Below are 15,478 nucleotides of genomic sequence, written 5' to 3'. Positions count from 1 at the left end.
TCTTTGGATGAAGGTGATAATAATGAAGGGAATAATAGATAGATTTGAAGGGGATTATGCAGTAGTAGAGCTTGAGGATAGAAAAATGATTAATATAAATAAAATAAAATTACCAATAGGAGCGCAGGAAGGTATGGTTATACATATAGCAGATAGTATAACTATTGACAAGGATGATACGTTGAAAAGAAAAAAAGAAATAGAAAAATTAACAGAGGACTTGTGGGAAAAATAAATTGTTAAAAAATCATCTATAAGAAAAAATACACTTATTTAGTCAATGTGAGTAAGTGTATTTTTTATTTTATACCAATAAATAAAAATTTAATTCCAAAAAAATTAATATAGTAGGTAGAAAAAGCACAGAATATATTTAGGCAGAACAATAAAAATTTATATAAATAATATACGAACTATAATTAAAAATAAATTATTAATATTCGCATTTTATATTGACTGGAACACACCACTCTGATATTATTAAGTAGGCAAACAACCACTTAAATTATTATCTGCCCAAAACTAATACAAAGGGGATAACAAATAATAATTGTTATATGCCCAAGAGCTATACAGGAGGATAACAGTAAATAATTGTTATCTGCCCTTAAGGAATATAAGGGGGTATGTGAAATGAAAAAAAATTATGATGTAGTTATTGTAGGAGCCGGACCCGCGGGAATATTTACGGCACTAGAAATTACAAATAAAAAACCTGAACTTAGTGTACTTATAGTTGATAAGGGAAGAAGTATAGAGAAAAGAAAATGTCCAGCTAGAGAAAATGGAAAATGTGTTAAATGTAATCCTTGTGGGATAACATTTGGATGGTCAGGCGCTGGAGCTTTTTCAGATGGTAAGCTTTCTCTAAGCCCTGAGGTGGGTGGAAGACTTCTTGAATATTTAACTGAAGATGAATCAAAAAAATTAATAAAGTATTGTGATGACATTTATATAAAATTTGGAGCAAATGAAAAGGTATATGGACTTAATAGTGATAAGGTTGACGAAATCAAATACGAAGCAAGTAAATATAATATTCGTCTTGTTGAATGCCCAGTAAGGCATTTAGGAACGGAACTCGCCTATGAAGTTTTAAAATCTATGTACCATCATTTAATGGATAATACAAATACAGAATTTGTAGAACTTAGTGAAGTGGAAGAAATATTAATAGAAGATAATAAAGCCACTGGGATATTGTTAAAGAATAAAGACGGAGTGGTTAAGGTTGATGCAAGGTATGTTGTAGCAGCGCCAGGTAGAGGTGGGGCAGAGTGGGTTTCAAATGAAGCAAAAAAACATAACATTGTGGTTACTAATAATGCAGTAGATATTGGACTTCGCGTAGAGGTACCTAATTCTGTTATGGATCATTTAACGAAGGACTTATATGAAGCGAAATTAGTATATTATTCTGATACCTTTGACAGTAAGGTTAGAACCTTTTGTATGAACCCAGGTGGAGTAGTGTCAGCAGAATATTATGATGATAATAAGATTGCAGTTGTAAATGGTCATAGTTACTCAGATAAATCTCTTAGAACAACTAATACAAATTTTGCAATGCTTGTATCTACTACTTTTACTGAGCCCTTCAATCAACCCATTGATTATGGAAAATATATAGCTCAGCTAGGTAATATGTTAACTGGCGGAGGTATAATGGTTCAAAGACTGGGGGATTTACTAAAAGGAAGAAGAACAGATGATCATAGACTGGCTAAATCAACTACTGTTCCTACACTAAAATCAGCAGTACCAGGAGATTTAAGCTTTGTATTACCACAAAGGCACTTAACTTCTATTGTGGAAGCATTAAAGGCTTTTGATAAGATAGCACCAGGGTTATATAGCAAAAACACTTTACTATATGGAGTAGAAGTAAAATTTTATTCTAGTAAGATTAGTACAAATGATAAATTTGAAACATCTATTAGCAATTTATACACCATAGGAGATGGAGCAGGAATAACTAGAGGTCTAATGCAAGCATCCACAACCGGTGTAGTTGTAGCTAGAGATATAGCTAAAAAGGAAGACTAAGAATATTTAAACTAAATCATTGGTTAATGAATATTAAAAGTGTATAATTCAATATGTAGTAAACATAAGATACAATATAATTTCACAACAACAATAATTAAAAAGTTATGAAATTAAGAAAGCGAGGAATTTGTATGTCAGCATTTATTATTTTAGGAGCTCAATGGGGAGACGAAGGTAAAGGTAAGATGACGGATTATCTTGCTGAGGGAGCTGATGTGGTTGTCAGATTCCAAGGCGGAAATAATGCAGGTCACACTGTAGTCGTAGGAGAAAAAGAATATAAGCTTCACTTAATTCCATCAGGAATATTATATAAAGATAAATTGAATGTAATAGGTAATGGAGTGGTTGTAGACCCAGAAGCTCTATTTACAGAAATTGACTATTTAGAAGCGTTAGGCGAGAACATAACTCCAGAAAGATTAATGATTAGTGATAGATCACAGGTTATAATGCCATACCATAAAGAGTTAGATAATCTATATGAAATAGCTAGAGGCAAAAATGATATCGGAACTACCAAAAAAGGTATTGGCCCTTGTTATACTGATAAATTTGAAAGAAGCGGAATTAGAGTTTGTGATTTAATGAAAAAAGATGTTTTCAAAGAAAAGCTTCAAACTAGTTTATCAATGAAGAATGACATAATAACAAAAGTTTTGGGTGGCAAAGCACTAGATTTTGATACAATATATACACAGTACCTAGAGTACGCAGAAAAAATGAGACCTTTTGTAAAAGATATATCAGTAAAAGTTTTTGACGCAATAAAAGCAGGTAAAAATGTTCTATTTGAAGGAGCACAAGGAACTTTACTTGATATAGATTATGGCTCATATCCTTTTGTAACTTCTTCTAATACTATTGCCGGAGGAGTTTGTACTGGAGCAGGGATAGGACCTACTATGATAACAAATGCTGTAGGAATAGCTAAGGCATATACTACAAGAGTAGGAAAAGGACCATTTCCAACAGAGCTTGAGAATGAAGTTGGAGAGTGGATTCGCGAAAAAGGCTTTGAATTTGGTGTAACAACAGGCAGAGCAAGAAGATGTGGATGGCTTGACCTTGTTATATTAAAAACTGCAGCAAGAATCTCAGGACTTACTAGCTTTGCTGTAACTAAAATAGATACCTTAGCAGGACTTGAAAAAATTCAAATCTGTGTAGGATATGAATTTGAAGGAAGTGTTATAGATTATTTCCCAGCAAGTTTGGAGGATTTAGCTAAATGCGTTCCAGTATATGAAGAGTTTGATGGTTGGGATGAAAATATAGCTGATGCAAGAAGTTATGATGAACTTCCTGAGAATGCAAAAATATACATAAAGAGAATAGAAGAATTTACAGGAGTTAAAGTTTCTATAGTATCAGTAGGACCTAAAAGAGATCAGACTATGGTATTAACTGAAATATAACAATAAAACATACATATTGCAAAGATCATCTTTGCAATATGTATGTTTTATATATTATAGGAAAGCATAAGTAGTGTGGAAATAGCTTTTAGGTATACAAGTATAAACTAAAGATTAAAAAAGTGCGTACTTGTAAAATAGATGTATATACAATATAATCATAATGAGAATGATAATTAAAGTTAAATAAATATTTTTATTTATTTGATAGTTAAATTCTGATATAATTATTTCAAATTTAAAAAAAGCGAGGTAGATAATATGATATTAACTAAGGATATGACAATAGGTGAAGTTGTAAGACAAAAACCAGAATCAGTTGAAGTACTTATGGGATTTGGAATGGGTTGCGTAGGATGTCCTTCAGCACAAGCTGAAACATTAGAAGAAGCAGCAATGGTTCATGGTCTTGATTTAGAAGCATTAATGGCTAAATTAAACGCATAAAAAAATTAAGACACTTAGCGAATGCTAGGTGTCTTTTTGTACGTCTATGAGTTAAGAGATTTTTTCTTAGATTATGCTATAACAAAAAGTATATGTTGCTGGAATGCTTTCACTTCGCTAAGTAATTCTAAACTAATTTTATTGAAAGATACTAAAAAGTGCAAACTCGCTAACGCTCAAACATGCGCTTTTCTTAACGTATCTTTCACTAAAATTAGTTAAGAATTACTAAAGCTTGCTCAAATGCATTCTGCGCAACATATACTTTTGTTAGCATAATCTAAGAAAAAATACATAATATCACGATATACTATTATTTAAAAAGTCTTAGCTACTATATCCAAGTACTTTCTAAGAGGGTAAGCTCAGTGCTCTCTTCATTTATGATTTTATGTCTACATATTGTTTTATCTTTTTCTCTTATAATTTCAGTGCTTACTTTTATGATTTCTCCATAGGTTGTTTCTTTTTCGTAGGTTACCTTGATATTCTTTAGTTCACAATTTAGTACTATATCCTTAGGAACTGTTTCTAAAGCCCAAGCAACATATTTAACATTATTTACGTGCATGTTGGTATCGATATCACTATATCTCACTTGGAAGCTTTTCTCGCAATCTACTGTAGTTATAGATATTATATCCTCAATATCTATAGGCGTATTATTACTGTCATCTATACCATAGGCGCCATACATATCTTTAGTAATTCTTATTGGCCTTCGTCTATCTGTATTTATTAGAATCCACACGGAATTAGCGTATCCTATTCTATTTCCTTCTGCATCAATAATTTCATGCTTCCTATAGGCATAAAATTTTCTGAAAGAATATGCAAAAGTTTTTACCTTTATGGTTTCATTTAATAGTGGATATGACTCCATTGTTATGTCCCATTTATATAACACCCATGCCATTTTGTTCTCTTTAAGATGTTCTATGCCAACACCCAAAATTTCACTTTGATACATAGCCATATCTCCAAGATAATCAATAATACTTGAAATTAAGGCTCTTTTATGAATATCTACTTCATAGTAATGAACATTATAACTTCTTTCTGTAACCGCTGGAATTCTACTCATATTATACCTCCCATATTTCTGCTTTTTACGATATATTTTTTATTTTTATGCATTTTTAGTTTGTTTGTGTTAAAATAATATCGAACTAATAACATTTATTAGTTTGATCACATACCTATCATTCTACTACAAAGTTAAAGAATTTTAAAATTAAAATTGTAACGAGAGATTCTAAAATAAATTTTTTTATCTATGTAATAATTATAAAAAAAGTGATAAAATATTGTTGTCGGTATTCATTATGAAACTGAACTAGAAATAAGGATTATTAGTATAATCGACTTATATCCTTATGGAATAAGAGCGGAGGGAAAATATGATCAATCATTCTTTTGAAAAGAGAAGGGTAAAAACAAATCAACTTACAACTATCGGAATGCTATCAGCTATTTGTGTAGTACTGGGATTAACGGGATATGGTTTTATTCCACTGCCTGGTGCAAAAGCTACTATCATGCATATTCCTGTTATTATAGGGTCTATAATAGGTGGACCAATAGTTGGAATGGCTATTGGATTAATATTTGGAATTTTTAGCATTATGCAAAATATTATGGCTCCAAATATTCTATCTTTTGCTTTTATAAATCCGCTAGTATCTGTATTACCAAGAGTTCTTATTGGTTTTACTTCATACTATGTTTATAAATTAAGTTTTACTAAAAATGATAGCCTAAAAATTGGATTAGCTACTGTTGTTGGGTCTTTAACTAACACCTTTGGTGTTCTTACTATGATATATATTTTATATGCAGCTAAATTCGCTGCTTCTAAAGGCATAGACCCGTCTATTGCTGCCAAGACCATTTATAGTATAGCAGTAATAAATGGTGTTCCTGAAGCTATAATAGCTACTATAATTACCATACCGGTCATACTGTCAATTAAAAAGATGAAAAAATAAAACAAAGACACTTAGCAAAGGCTAAGTGTCTTTGTTTTTTCTTGGATTATGCTATAACGAAAAGTATAGTATTTACTTAAACTTCTAGAATTTTATTATCTATTTCATACTTAACCCTTGCAATAAATTCACTTAAGGAAACTGTTCCCTCATCTCCATTTTTCCTACTTCTCATAGAAACATTACCTTCTTGCTGCTCTTTTTCTCCTATAACTAAAATATATGGTACTCTCTCATTTCTTGCTTCTCGAATTTTATAACCAATCTTTTCTACCCTACTGTCAAATTCTACTCTGATGTTATTTTCGTTAAGGAGGTCTGCAACATTCTTTGCATAATCAGCAAATTTTTCTGAAATAGGTAATACTTTTACCTGTACAGGTGCAATCCAAGTTGGAAACTTACCTGCAAAATGCTCTATTAATACTCCTATGAATCTCTCCAAACTTCCGAAGATTACTCTGTGTATAACTATTGGTCTATGCTTCTCACTATCACTTCCAATATAGTTTAAATCGAATCTTTGAGGAAGTTGAAAGTCTAATTGTATAGTTCCACACTGCCAACGTCTACCTAGACTATCTTCTAAATGAAAATCAATCTTTGGACCATAAAATGCTCCATCACCCTGATTTATCTTATATTGCATATTCATCTCGTTTAATGCTGCAGCAAGGGAGCTTTCTGCTATTTGCCACTCCTCATCGCTTCCCATAGAATTTTCTGGTCTTGTTGAAAGTTCAACACTGTATTTAAATCCAAACCTTGAGTAAACTTCATCTATAAGTCGGATTACACCCTTTATTTCTTCTTTTATTTGCTGCGGAAGCATGAATATATGAGCATCATCCTGAGTGAAGGCTCTTGCTCTCATAAGTCCCTGTATAGCCCCGGACAACTCATGCCTGTGTACTTTACCAAGCTCTCCTACTCTTATAGGTAAATCCCTATAAGAATGAGGTTCTGACTTATAAACAAGCATACCCCCAGGACAGTTCATTGGCTTAATTGCAAAATCTTCTTCATCGATATTAACTGTATACATATTTTCTTTATAGTGTTGCCAATGTCCTGAAGTTTCCCAAAGTTTTCTGTTTAAGATTATGGGAGTTTCAATTTCTACATATCCAAATTTTTTATGAATACCTCTCCAATATTCAATTAAGTTATTCTTTAAAACAACACCATTTGGTAGGAAAAAAGGGAAACCAGGCCCTTCCTCCATAAATGTAAATAATTTAAGTTCTCTTCCTAGCTTTTTATGATCTCTCTTTTTGGCTTCTTCAAGCATATTAATATAAGATTCTAATTCACTTTTTTTAGGAAATACTGTTCCATATATCCTTTGAAGCATCTTATTATTTTCATCACCTCGAAAGTAAGCACCAGCAACAGATAAAAGCTTAAATGCCTTAACATATGAAGTGGCTGGAACATGTGGACCTGCACAAAGATCAACAAACTCTCCTTGCCTATAAAAGGATATAATTTCTCCCTCAGGTAGATTATTAATCAATTCAGCTTTATATGGTTCTTCTTTTTCCAGCATAAGCTTTATAGCTTCTTCCCTTGAAAGCACAAATTTTTCAAGCTTAAACCCTTCTTTAACTATCTTCTCCATTTCCTTTTCTATTTTTTCTAGAATTTCTGGAGTAAATGTTTCTTCTGAGTCAAAATCATAGTAAAACCCATTGTCAATTGCAGGACCAATAGCAAGCTTAACATTTGGATATAACCTTTTTACTGCTTGAGAAAGCACGTGAGCTGCAGTATGTCTTAATGCCAATCTTCCTTCAATGTCTTCAAACGTTAAGATTTCTAGGTCGCAATCACAATTTATTTCAGTCATAAGTTCTGTAGCTTTACCATTTATTCTTGCAATCAAAGTTTTTTTAGCTAGTGCTGGACTAATGTTCATAGCAATATCATAAGCCTTTGCACCTTGTTCAATTTGAATAATATTTCCATCCTTTAACATAATGTTTAACATAAATATTTCCTCCTCTTATATAAAAAAATTATTAAAAACAAAAAAAACTCGTCCCTAAAAAAGGGACGAGTATACTCGCGATTCCACCCAAATTATAGCAATCCACAAAATGTGTATTACTATCACTCGATACCTTTAACGCTGGTTTGCGGAGATACTTACTAAAATTCAGTATTCAACTCAGAGGCGGTTTTCAATAATACTTGCCTTAGAAACCTTTCAGCCGATGGGTTTCGCTCTCTTTTACAACAGTAAATTATTTACTCGTCCTCTTCAATGCTTTATGATATAAAATTAATAAAAACAAAAAAAACTCGTCCCTAAAAAAGGGACGAGTATACTCGCGATTCCACCCAAATTACAACAATTCACAAAAAATGTGTATTACTATCACTCGATACCTTTAACGCTGGTTTGCGGAGATACTTACTTAAGTTCAGTACTCAACTCAGAGGTGGTTTTCAATAATACTTGCCTTAGAAACCTTTCAGCCGATGGATTTCTATCTCTGTTAGAACAGTAAATTATTTACTTATCCTCTTCATAGTCTTTACTTTCTTGCAATTATATACCTATTGTATTTTAATGTCAATATATATTTATAGTATTTTTTCTTATAAGAAAATCATATTTTCGATGTTTGTCCGCAATCATTTAAAAATTATATCCTTAGTTAAGACGATTCTCTTAGAGACTATATATTGACCACTTGCACCAAAAAATCCGATAGTATCGTTTGCCTTGCTAATATAAGTATTAGGTTTTGTAATCTCGAGCTTTTTTTAGTTTTTCATCATCTAGTAAAATAGATTATGCTAACAAAAGTATATGTTGCGCAGATTGTATTCTAGCAACATATACTTTTCGTTATAGCATATCTAAGAAAAAACTCTTAACTATGAATAGGATGATTTCCTATTTGGAAGCATTAATACCTGCAATCGCACCAGAACTCCAGGCCCATTGGAGGTTATAACCACCGCAATCTCCATCTACATCTAATATTTCTCCAGCAAAAAATAGATTGGGTACAATATTTGATTCTAGAGTTTGTGGGTTAATTTCTTTTGTATTAATGCCTCCTGCAGTGACTTGAGCATTGGCAAAAGAATTGGTGCCTGAAACTTCAAATTGCCATTGCTTTAACAGTGCATATATAGCATTTTTTTCTTCTAAGTTTAGATCAGAGCAAGGTTTATGAAAATCTTCTATGTTAACTTGTTTTAAAATTATTGGAATGATTTTTTTATGAATTATTCCAATAAATGAATCAAGAATACTACGACTTCCAAATAGTGACCAATGACTTTCTAAAAATTCTTTTAGATTTTCAGGAGTAATAGTTGGTAACATATCAATTTTTAAAGAAACTTTAGTATTTTTAGATAAACCATAAGAAACAGTCCTGCTAAGTTGAAGAATAGGAGGACCAGAGATACCATAATCAGTGAAAAGTATTTCTCCAAATTCCTTTTGGACACATTCACCATTTATAAATATTTCTGCATAACCGTCGAATTTTACTCCAGATAGTGCCTTTAACCTATTATAGTTTAATTTAAGCTGTACAAGGGCCGGTACCAGCGAAGTTACACTGTGGCCTAATTGTTTAGCCAGGGTGTAACCAGAACCGTCAGAACCTGTCTTAGGGGCAGATTTACCTCCTGTAGCAATAATTAACTTATCACACTCATATGTGTCACTATCCATGGTGGAAATTTTAAAACCATTTTTATTTTTAGTGATTTCTTTAGCTTTTGTGTTTGTATACACAGGAATATGTTTTTCTTCTATTGCAAAGCGTAGTATATCAATGACTGATGAGGCTTGCAATGACATAGGAAACATTTTGCCACCATCTAAAGCAACTAAAGGTATGCCTAAACGGTTAAAAAAATCTATAGTTTGCACTAGGTTAAAAGAATTTAGTGTATGCTCAAAGAAATATGGATTTTCACTATGGTATCTATTGGTATTTATGTTTTCATTACTAATATTACATCTTCCGTTACCGGTGGTTAATATTTTTTTGCCTATTCGATCAGTTCCTTCAATAATGGCTACATCTATTCCAAAATCTTTTGCTATAAGTGCAGAGGTTAAACCAGCGGCACCTCCGCCAACTATTATAAGAGAATGTTTCAAGTAAATCTCTCCCTTCGAGAAAAAATATATTTATAATATCGAGTGTGCTATCTACAATTTTACCCTAAAACTGCGCCCTTTAATATTAATTTTTATTTTATGTTATAAAAAATCAAAGTAAATGTTTAGCACTAGTTGGCAACAAGGTAAGTATTCGCCGTGATGGACTACCTTTTATTTATATGAGAAACCACTGAATTTATTGGATTCGTGGATTATATAAAAAAATAAATAAAAAAAAACAAGAAAATATGTTGACACTTTAAGAAAAATTATGTATTATAGTTTATGTTGGGTTGCGAGACGGAAGCACATGATGAATAAATAACAATTTAGTATGGCTCCTTGGTCAAGCGGTTAAGACACCACCCTTTCACGGTGGTAACAGGGGTTCAATTCCCCTAGGAGTCACCAATAAAACATATATGGGAGCATAGCTCAGCTGGGAGAGCATCTGCCTTACAAGCAGAGGGTCACAGGTTCGAACCCTGTTGTTCCCACCATATATGGCCCAGTGGCTCAGTTGGTTAGAGTGCCGCCCTGTCACGGCGGAGGTCGACGGTTCGAGTCCGTTCTGGGTCGCCATATTCCTGCTAGCATGGCTCAACGGTAGAGCAGCTGACTTGTAATCAGCAGGTTGTAGGTTCAATTCCTATTGCTAGCTCCAAAAAAGTACTAAACAAATGTTTAGTACTTTTTTTTTATTGCCTTAAAATTTTAAGTATATTTAAAAAGCACATATTACATAAAATACATTTAAATAAGTCTTAGAATCATTTCATGAAGACTAACGCATTTGTAGTAATAGGTGCTTTTTATTATTTTAGTTTACTCAAATTTTTCTTTATTCTTATATCCTCACAAAAGAATTTGCAAGCAGTAAAATTGCCAAGTAATCTAGAGGTTATTCTTTCTGAATAGGTATTTAATAAATTTTCAAGGGTTAAATTAGTAGACACTAGCATTTTCTTTTGTTTTAATAACTTTGTGTTAAGCAAATTAAACATTTCCATTTTAGTAAAATCTGAAATTTGCTCGGTACCCAGATCATCTATAATAAGTAAGTCACAATTTATTAGTAGCTCCTCTAAAGCTGTGTCACCATTAAATCGAATTTCTTTTAAGCCCTTTATAAGTTCCTCAGCGGTCCTATATACTACAAAGGAGCCTTTGTCCATTAATTCCTTTGTAATACAGTGAGACAGAAAAGTTTTCCCTGTGCCAGGCCCCCCATAGAATAATAAATTTTCATCAGAGGTATAGAAGTTTTTTAGAAAGTTCATAGACGTAGATAAAATCTTTTCCATGTTCTTTTTTGGAGATTCTGATGCATGTTCACTTTTTCTAGAAGGATAGTAGTCCATTTTAAAATTATCGAAATTATGAGATTTTAACAAGCCGCGAAGTTCAGAACCTGTATAATAAACATCTATAACCTTTTGCTTAAAACAGGTACATTTAGTATTTCCAATAAAACCAGTATCCCTACATTTATTACATCTATAATGTAAATTCAAGTATTCCATATCAAAACCATTAGAAACTAATAGTTCGGATTTTTTAACTCTCAGATCCACTATTTTTTCTCTTAGATCACGTAAATATTCATCCCTATTATGAATGCTTTTCAAAGCACTAATGGATAATTCTATACATAGCTTACCTATTTTCTGATCTAATTCAATAATTTCAGGATGAGTTTTTTCTATGTGAGTTTTTCTTTTTCTAAAGTCACTCTCTTCTTCCTCCCTTATTCTATCATACAGTGCTAATATTTTCGTTTGGTACCCTTTAATCATTCTTATCCCATCCTAGCAATTTTTTTTCTAGCTCATCAAAGTCATAGGCTCTTTGTTCATAATCATTAAAACTTCCTTTGGCAGGTTTTCCACCAGCAGTATTACCTTTAGTAGAAAGCAATCGTTTTTTATCTTTTTTCTCAATGTCCTCTAGTGAGTTTATACCATCTTTAAACCAACTATTTAGAATCCCATCAATATATTTAAAATCAGCCCTGCTTAGTCTATCAAAACAGATATCGCAGGCTTTAAATATAACCTCTAGGGAGAATTTATAAACATTCACCCATTTATCTAATATTTGTTCTTGAGGTTTCATTATTTCTGGAGCTTTTATTCCTAAGTAATTTAATATTTTTCTAATATTTATCCATTTATCCTCATGTTTTTTTATATAAGATTGTGCATCTTCAATATTTCTAATATTGGCATCATGCCATGCGATTGCAATGGTTTCAATATATCTATAGTCAACCTTGCCTTTTGATACACAATATTGAATTAAAAGAAGTATGAGCTCTGGAGGAAAACCATAATCTTTTTGCCAGCTTAGGTACATAGTCATTTCTTTTGGTGAAAGAGGTTTCGCTAATAGCTTTTCAATATCTTGAAGCATACCTTTTATAGAAGAATTAGTTAATTCCTCTAGTAAATTTATATTTCGGATATTTTCATCGGGAACATCTAATAAATCTAAGAATTCAATGTTAAAGTTACCCATATTATCAATAGGTGTCATTTTAATTAAACTCTCATCATTCCAATAGTTCCAAGCATTAACAACATCCGTTTCTAGAAGTCCAAGGGTATTTGCTATAACTGAAGACGTAGCACCTATTTCACCGGATGCACAATATTTCAGCCCAAGAAGGTAAACTTTAACGAATTCTCCCCTAGCTCTAGGCATAAACTTATCTATAAAAATATTACTCACAGGAGTATATTTATAATTTTCATTTTTAAACATGAAAGTGCTCATAAAGTCACTACCTTTCTTTTTATATTTAATATCACATCTATAAAAATTTTATTATTCAAACTATAGTATACCATATAGTTAAACATAGATTTTAAAAAATATATTTCAATAATGTTTAAAATTAGCCATATAGGGCATATTAAGTAAGTGCCATAGGAGGTATAATATTGAAGATTATAAAACGAAACGAAATGAATATAGGTGTGATACTCATAACACTTGTACTTACAGCTACTATTATGTATTTTAATGTTTATAGGTTTAATGGTTATAAGGTTTCTATAGGGAAAAGTACTATAACTTATGTAAAAAGTAAGAGGGAGTTTAATAAAACATATAAACAATTACAAAATGAAATTAAGTCTAAATATAGAAATGTAATTGTAAAAGAAGATTTCACTATAGATACTGCAAAGGTTGATGATGTTGCTATGTTTATAAGTGGAGATAACCTTAAGAACATTATGTTAAGAAAATTCAATATAGTAGTGGATGGACTTGTAATGAAATCAGATGATAGAAAAATAGCATATGTGGTATCAGAAAATCAAGGAAGTGAAATTCTGAACTGCGTAAAAGATTATTATTCTAAGCAAGTGAAGGTAAATAGTATTATAAAAACAGAAATAATAAATAAAATCAGTTATGGAGCTGTTAGGGTTAAAACAGGGGATTTATATGAAAATTCCGGAATTGTGAGTGAATTAATAAAATATAACACTAGATCAAAAATGCCTTTTATAACTGTGAAGATAGTAGGGAATATAAGTAAACAAGAAGCCATATACCCTACTACAATTATAAAGCCTTCTAATACACTATTGAATGGTGTTAAAAAGACTCAGAGGGAAGGTAAAGAGGGAATTAAAAAAGTTACTTCTGAGGTAGTATTCCTTAATAATAAGACCATTTCTGAAAAGATTGTAGCGTCAGAAATTATAACACCAGTTCAAAATAAAGAAATATACGTTGGAACTATTAATCCCGTAATACTTGGACTTAGCAATATGAATAGCCCTTCAAGAGGGAGTATAAGTTCAAACTTTGGTATGCGTTGGGGAAAAATGCATAAAGGAATTGATATAGCAGCGAATTTTGGTACTGCAATAAATGTTGTATTAGCGGGCACAGTTACTTATGCAGCTTGGGAGGATGGTTATGGCAATGTAATAAAAGTCGATCATGGAGGAGGAATAGAGACTACCTATGCACATTGTAGTGTTATTAATGTTAAAAAGGGTGAAGTTGTAAAACTGGGAGAAAAAATAGGCGAAGTAGGAAGTACTGGTAATAGTACGGGACCTCATCTACATTTTGAGGTAAGAGAAAATGGAGAACCTATAAATCCTCAAAAATACATAAAGTAAAAATTAATGTATGAATAAAATTATGTTAAAAGTTAAAAATACATAATAAAGGAGTGATTTTATGCCATATAAAGAAATGAAAACACCAGCAAAAGAAAAAGATAATAAACCTAAAAAGCCAGATACTATTGAAGCTTCTGATATGAAGAAGAAAAAACGTAAATCTGCAATAAGATTTGATGAATAATAAAATGGATTTTCAATAAAGGATTTTTATAAAAAGGGCTAGCAGCTCTTTTTATTTTTACGGAAAATTATAATTTAGTACTTCTATAATAGTAATTAACTTCAGTAATATTTTATATGGTAACATAAGTTACTGTGATTCTAAGTTTAATATATTATAATCCTTATATAGAATAGATAAATAAACAAATAAATAAACAAATATTGGAGGAATAATAATGAGCGCTTTTTTAGCACCTATTCACACCTGGTTATTCAATAAAATTTTATTGGCAGAGGACTTAGAGAAAAACTTAAAAGAAGTTTATATAGATAAATACAGTGATATTGCAAGTGAGGTGGTTGAGAAATCACTTTGTTACGGTATGCCAATAGACACCTCGAAAAATATAGATGATATAATTGATAAATCAAATATACATGGTTGGTTACAAGATAAAATCAGCGCGGTTGAAACTAGAACAGCATTTACAATAACAGAAATGATTAAAAAGTATGGAGAAGAAGCAGAAGATATGGCTGTTTTAAGTTTTACGGAGCAAGGTAAAACTGTTGGAAAGACCTTAAAAACAAAAGAAATGCCGGAAAAGGCAGAAGAATTATATAATGCTCTTAATATGTATCTGTTAGAAGGCATGCCTTGTGATAGAGTAACAAGGGTTATAAAATCAGAAAATAACATATTAGAATGGGAAACCACAAGCTGTATTCATAAAAAATATTGGGAAATGGTAAACGGAGATGTAAATGTATTTTATAATCTTAGACATAACTTTATTAAAGCATTTATTGAAAATTCTAATGAAAAATATACCTACAATTTTATAGAGGGGCTAGAATATAACGGTAAAATGGCAGTAAATCAAATTATAGCCAAGTAAATGTATTGATAATTTTAAAACCTGAACAAAACCTTAAGAGTAAAATAGAGCTGAGAATGTTTTAAACATTCTCAGCTCTATTTTTGTGGTTGATAAAAATAATTTCAATTATAAAATAAATAGATGAAAATAAATACATATAATGGTATAATATATATTATATTTACACTGATTTATGAATTTCATTTAATATATCATTAAAAGACTGAAAATTATGAAAATTATTATG

13 protein-coding genes, 4 tRNA genes and 2 other annotated features are annotated in these 15,478 nt (G+C 31.3%); of the genes, 12 read left to right on the top strand and 5 right to left on the bottom strand.

Going from position 1 to position 15,478, the window contains the following annotated elements; all coding sequences use genetic code 11:
* Positions 1-22 precede the first annotated feature (22 nt).
* The 4 genes from G9F72_RS26040 to G9F72_RS26025 all read left to right on the top strand — a co-directional run bounded on the left by G9F72_RS26040 (position 23) and on the right by G9F72_RS26025 (position 3,914).
* On the top strand, positions 23-235 hold the full coding sequence (locus G9F72_RS26040) for a DUF3006 domain-containing protein (RefSeq protein ID WP_164957283.1): 213 nt from the start codon (positions 23-25) through the stop codon (positions 233-235).
* A gap of 398 nt (positions 236-633) precedes the next feature.
* Positions 634-2,046 carry an NAD(P)/FAD-dependent oxidoreductase gene (locus G9F72_RS26035; RefSeq protein WP_164957282.1) on the top strand — a complete coding sequence of 471 codons (1,413 nt, stop codon included), beginning with the start codon at positions 634-636 and terminating at the stop codon, positions 2,044-2,046.
* A gap of 134 nt (positions 2,047-2,180) precedes the next feature.
* Positions 2,181-3,467: an adenylosuccinate synthase gene (locus tag G9F72_RS26030; RefSeq protein WP_164957281.1), complete on the top strand. Its 1,287-nt coding sequence runs from the start codon at positions 2,181-2,183 to the stop codon at positions 3,465-3,467.
* 261 nt (positions 3,468-3,728) lie between these two features.
* On the top strand, positions 3,729-3,914 hold the full coding sequence (locus G9F72_RS26025) for a DUF1858 domain-containing protein (RefSeq protein ID WP_164957280.1): 186 nt from the start codon (positions 3,729-3,731) through the stop codon (positions 3,912-3,914).
* 334 nt (positions 3,915-4,248) lie between these two features.
* On the opposite strand, the gene G9F72_RS26020 is transcribed toward G9F72_RS26025, so the two are convergent.
* A complete protein-coding gene (locus tag G9F72_RS26020) occupies positions 4,249-4,998 on the bottom strand; it encodes an acyl-[acyl-carrier-protein] thioesterase (protein ID WP_164957279.1) in 750 nt (249 codons plus the stop codon).
* A 316-nt stretch (positions 4,999-5,314) separates the two neighbouring features.
* Between G9F72_RS26020 and G9F72_RS26015 the strand changes: the two genes are divergently transcribed.
* Positions 5,315-5,902, top strand: a complete 588-nt coding sequence (locus tag G9F72_RS26015; protein WP_164957278.1) for an ECF transporter S component — start codon at positions 5,315-5,317, stop codon at positions 5,900-5,902.
* Between the two features lie 76 nt (positions 5,903-5,978).
* Here the strand turns inward: G9F72_RS26015 and thrS are convergent, their stop codons facing one another.
* Positions 5,979-7,892, bottom strand: coding sequence for a threonine--tRNA ligase (gene thrS / locus G9F72_RS26010; protein ID WP_164957277.1), 1,914 nt, complete (start codon positions 7,890-7,892; stop codon positions 5,979-5,981).
* Between the two features lie 58 nt (positions 7,893-7,950).
* Positions 7,951-8,178: a binding site (T-box leader), on the bottom strand.
* Between the two features lie 38 nt (positions 8,179-8,216).
* Positions 8,217-8,446 (bottom strand) — a binding site (T-box leader).
* Positions 8,447-8,807: 361 nt separating this feature from the next.
* Positions 8,808-10,037 carry an NAD(P)/FAD-dependent oxidoreductase gene (locus tag G9F72_RS26005; protein ID WP_164957276.1) on the bottom strand — a complete coding sequence of 410 codons (1,230 nt, stop codon included), beginning with the start codon at positions 10,035-10,037 and terminating at the stop codon, positions 8,808-8,810.
* A gap of 339 nt (positions 10,038-10,376) precedes the next feature.
* On the opposite strand from G9F72_RS26005, the gene G9F72_RS26000 reads away from it, so the two are divergent.
* From G9F72_RS26000 to G9F72_RS25985, 4 genes are all read left to right on the top strand, one after another.
* Positions 10,377-10,451, top strand: a tRNA-Glu gene (locus tag G9F72_RS26000).
* A gap of 13 nt (positions 10,452-10,464) precedes the next feature.
* Positions 10,465-10,540: transfer RNA gene (locus G9F72_RS25995), tRNA-Val, on the top strand.
* A gap of 5 nt (positions 10,541-10,545) precedes the next feature.
* Positions 10,546-10,622: transfer RNA gene (locus G9F72_RS25990), tRNA-Asp, on the top strand.
* Between the two features lie 7 nt (positions 10,623-10,629).
* Positions 10,630-10,704: transfer RNA gene (locus tag G9F72_RS25985), tRNA-Thr, on the top strand.
* A gap of 151 nt (positions 10,705-10,855) precedes the next feature.
* On the opposite strand, the gene G9F72_RS25980 is transcribed toward G9F72_RS25985, so the two are convergent.
* On the bottom strand, positions 10,856-11,836 hold the full coding sequence (locus G9F72_RS25980; protein WP_164957275.1) for an ATP-binding protein: 981 nt from the start codon (positions 11,834-11,836) through the stop codon (positions 10,856-10,858).
* Entirely contained in the window at positions 11,829-12,815 is a 987-nt protein-coding gene (locus G9F72_RS25975; protein ID WP_164957274.1) for a DnaD domain protein, read from the bottom strand. Before G9F72_RS25975 ends, G9F72_RS25980 begins: the two co-directional genes overlap by 8 nt.
* A gap of 167 nt (positions 12,816-12,982) precedes the next feature.
* Here G9F72_RS25975 and G9F72_RS27500 point away from each other — a divergent pair, with 167 nt between their 5' ends.
* The 3 genes from G9F72_RS27500 (at position 12,983) to G9F72_RS25960 (ending at position 15,249) form a co-directional block, all read left to right on the top strand.
* Positions 12,983-14,182: a M23 family metallopeptidase gene (locus G9F72_RS27500; RefSeq protein ID WP_164957273.1), complete on the top strand. Its 1,200-nt coding sequence runs from the start codon at positions 12,983-12,985 to the stop codon at positions 14,180-14,182.
* Positions 14,183-14,243: 61 nt separating this feature from the next.
* Complete coding sequence (locus G9F72_RS27275) at positions 14,244-14,369, top strand: hypothetical protein (protein WP_263487090.1); 126 nt, start codon at positions 14,244-14,246, stop codon at positions 14,367-14,369.
* A gap of 217 nt (positions 14,370-14,586) precedes the next feature.
* Positions 14,587-15,249: a hypothetical protein gene (locus G9F72_RS25960; protein ID WP_164957272.1), complete on the top strand. Its 663-nt coding sequence runs from the start codon at positions 14,587-14,589 to the stop codon at positions 15,247-15,249.
* Positions 15,250-15,478 lie beyond the last annotated feature (229 nt).

This window comes from Clostridium estertheticum, from assembly GCF_011065935.2.
GTDB lineage: Bacteria > Bacillota > Clostridia > Clostridiales > Clostridiaceae > Clostridium_AD > Clostridium_AD estertheticum_A.
The sequence above is the reverse complement of the archived record's forward strand: the minus strand, read 5'-3'. Positions and strand labels throughout refer to the sequence as shown.

What these genes read in the sequence shown, in the direction of transcription:
- G9F72_RS26040 (WP_164957283.1), top strand. Translation starts at nt 23, where the DNA reads ATGAAGGGAATAATAGATAGATTTGAAGGGGATTATGCAGTAGTAGAG.
- G9F72_RS26020 (WP_164957279.1), bottom strand. Translation starts at nt 4,998, where the DNA reads ATGAGTAGAATTCCAGCGGTTACAGAAAGAAGTTATAATGTTCATTAC.
- G9F72_RS25980 (WP_164957275.1), bottom strand. Translation starts at nt 11,836, where the DNA reads ATGATTAAAGGGTACCAAACGAAAATATTAGCACTGTATGATAGAATA.
- G9F72_RS26030 (WP_164957281.1), top strand. Translation starts at nt 2,181, where the DNA reads ATGTCAGCATTTATTATTTTAGGAGCTCAATGGGGAGACGAAGGTAAA.
- G9F72_RS27275 (WP_263487090.1), top strand. Translation starts at nt 14,244, where the DNA reads ATGCCATATAAAGAAATGAAAACACCAGCAAAAGAAAAAGATAATAAA.
- G9F72_RS25960 (WP_164957272.1), top strand. Translation starts at nt 14,587, where the DNA reads ATGAGCGCTTTTTTAGCACCTATTCACACCTGGTTATTCAATAAAATT.
- G9F72_RS25975 (WP_164957274.1), bottom strand. Translation starts at nt 12,815, where the DNA reads ATGAGCACTTTCATGTTTAAAAATGAAAATTATAAATATACTCCTGTG.
- G9F72_RS26035 (WP_164957282.1), top strand. Translation starts at nt 634, where the DNA reads ATGAAAAAAAATTATGATGTAGTTATTGTAGGAGCCGGACCCGCGGGA.
- thrS (WP_164957277.1), bottom strand. Translation starts at nt 7,892, where the DNA reads ATGTTAAACATTATGTTAAAGGATGGAAATATTATTCAAATTGAACAA.
- G9F72_RS26025 (WP_164957280.1), top strand. Translation starts at nt 3,729, where the DNA reads ATGATATTAACTAAGGATATGACAATAGGTGAAGTTGTAAGACAAAAA.
- G9F72_RS26015 (WP_164957278.1), top strand. Translation starts at nt 5,315, where the DNA reads ATGATCAATCATTCTTTTGAAAAGAGAAGGGTAAAAACAAATCAACTT.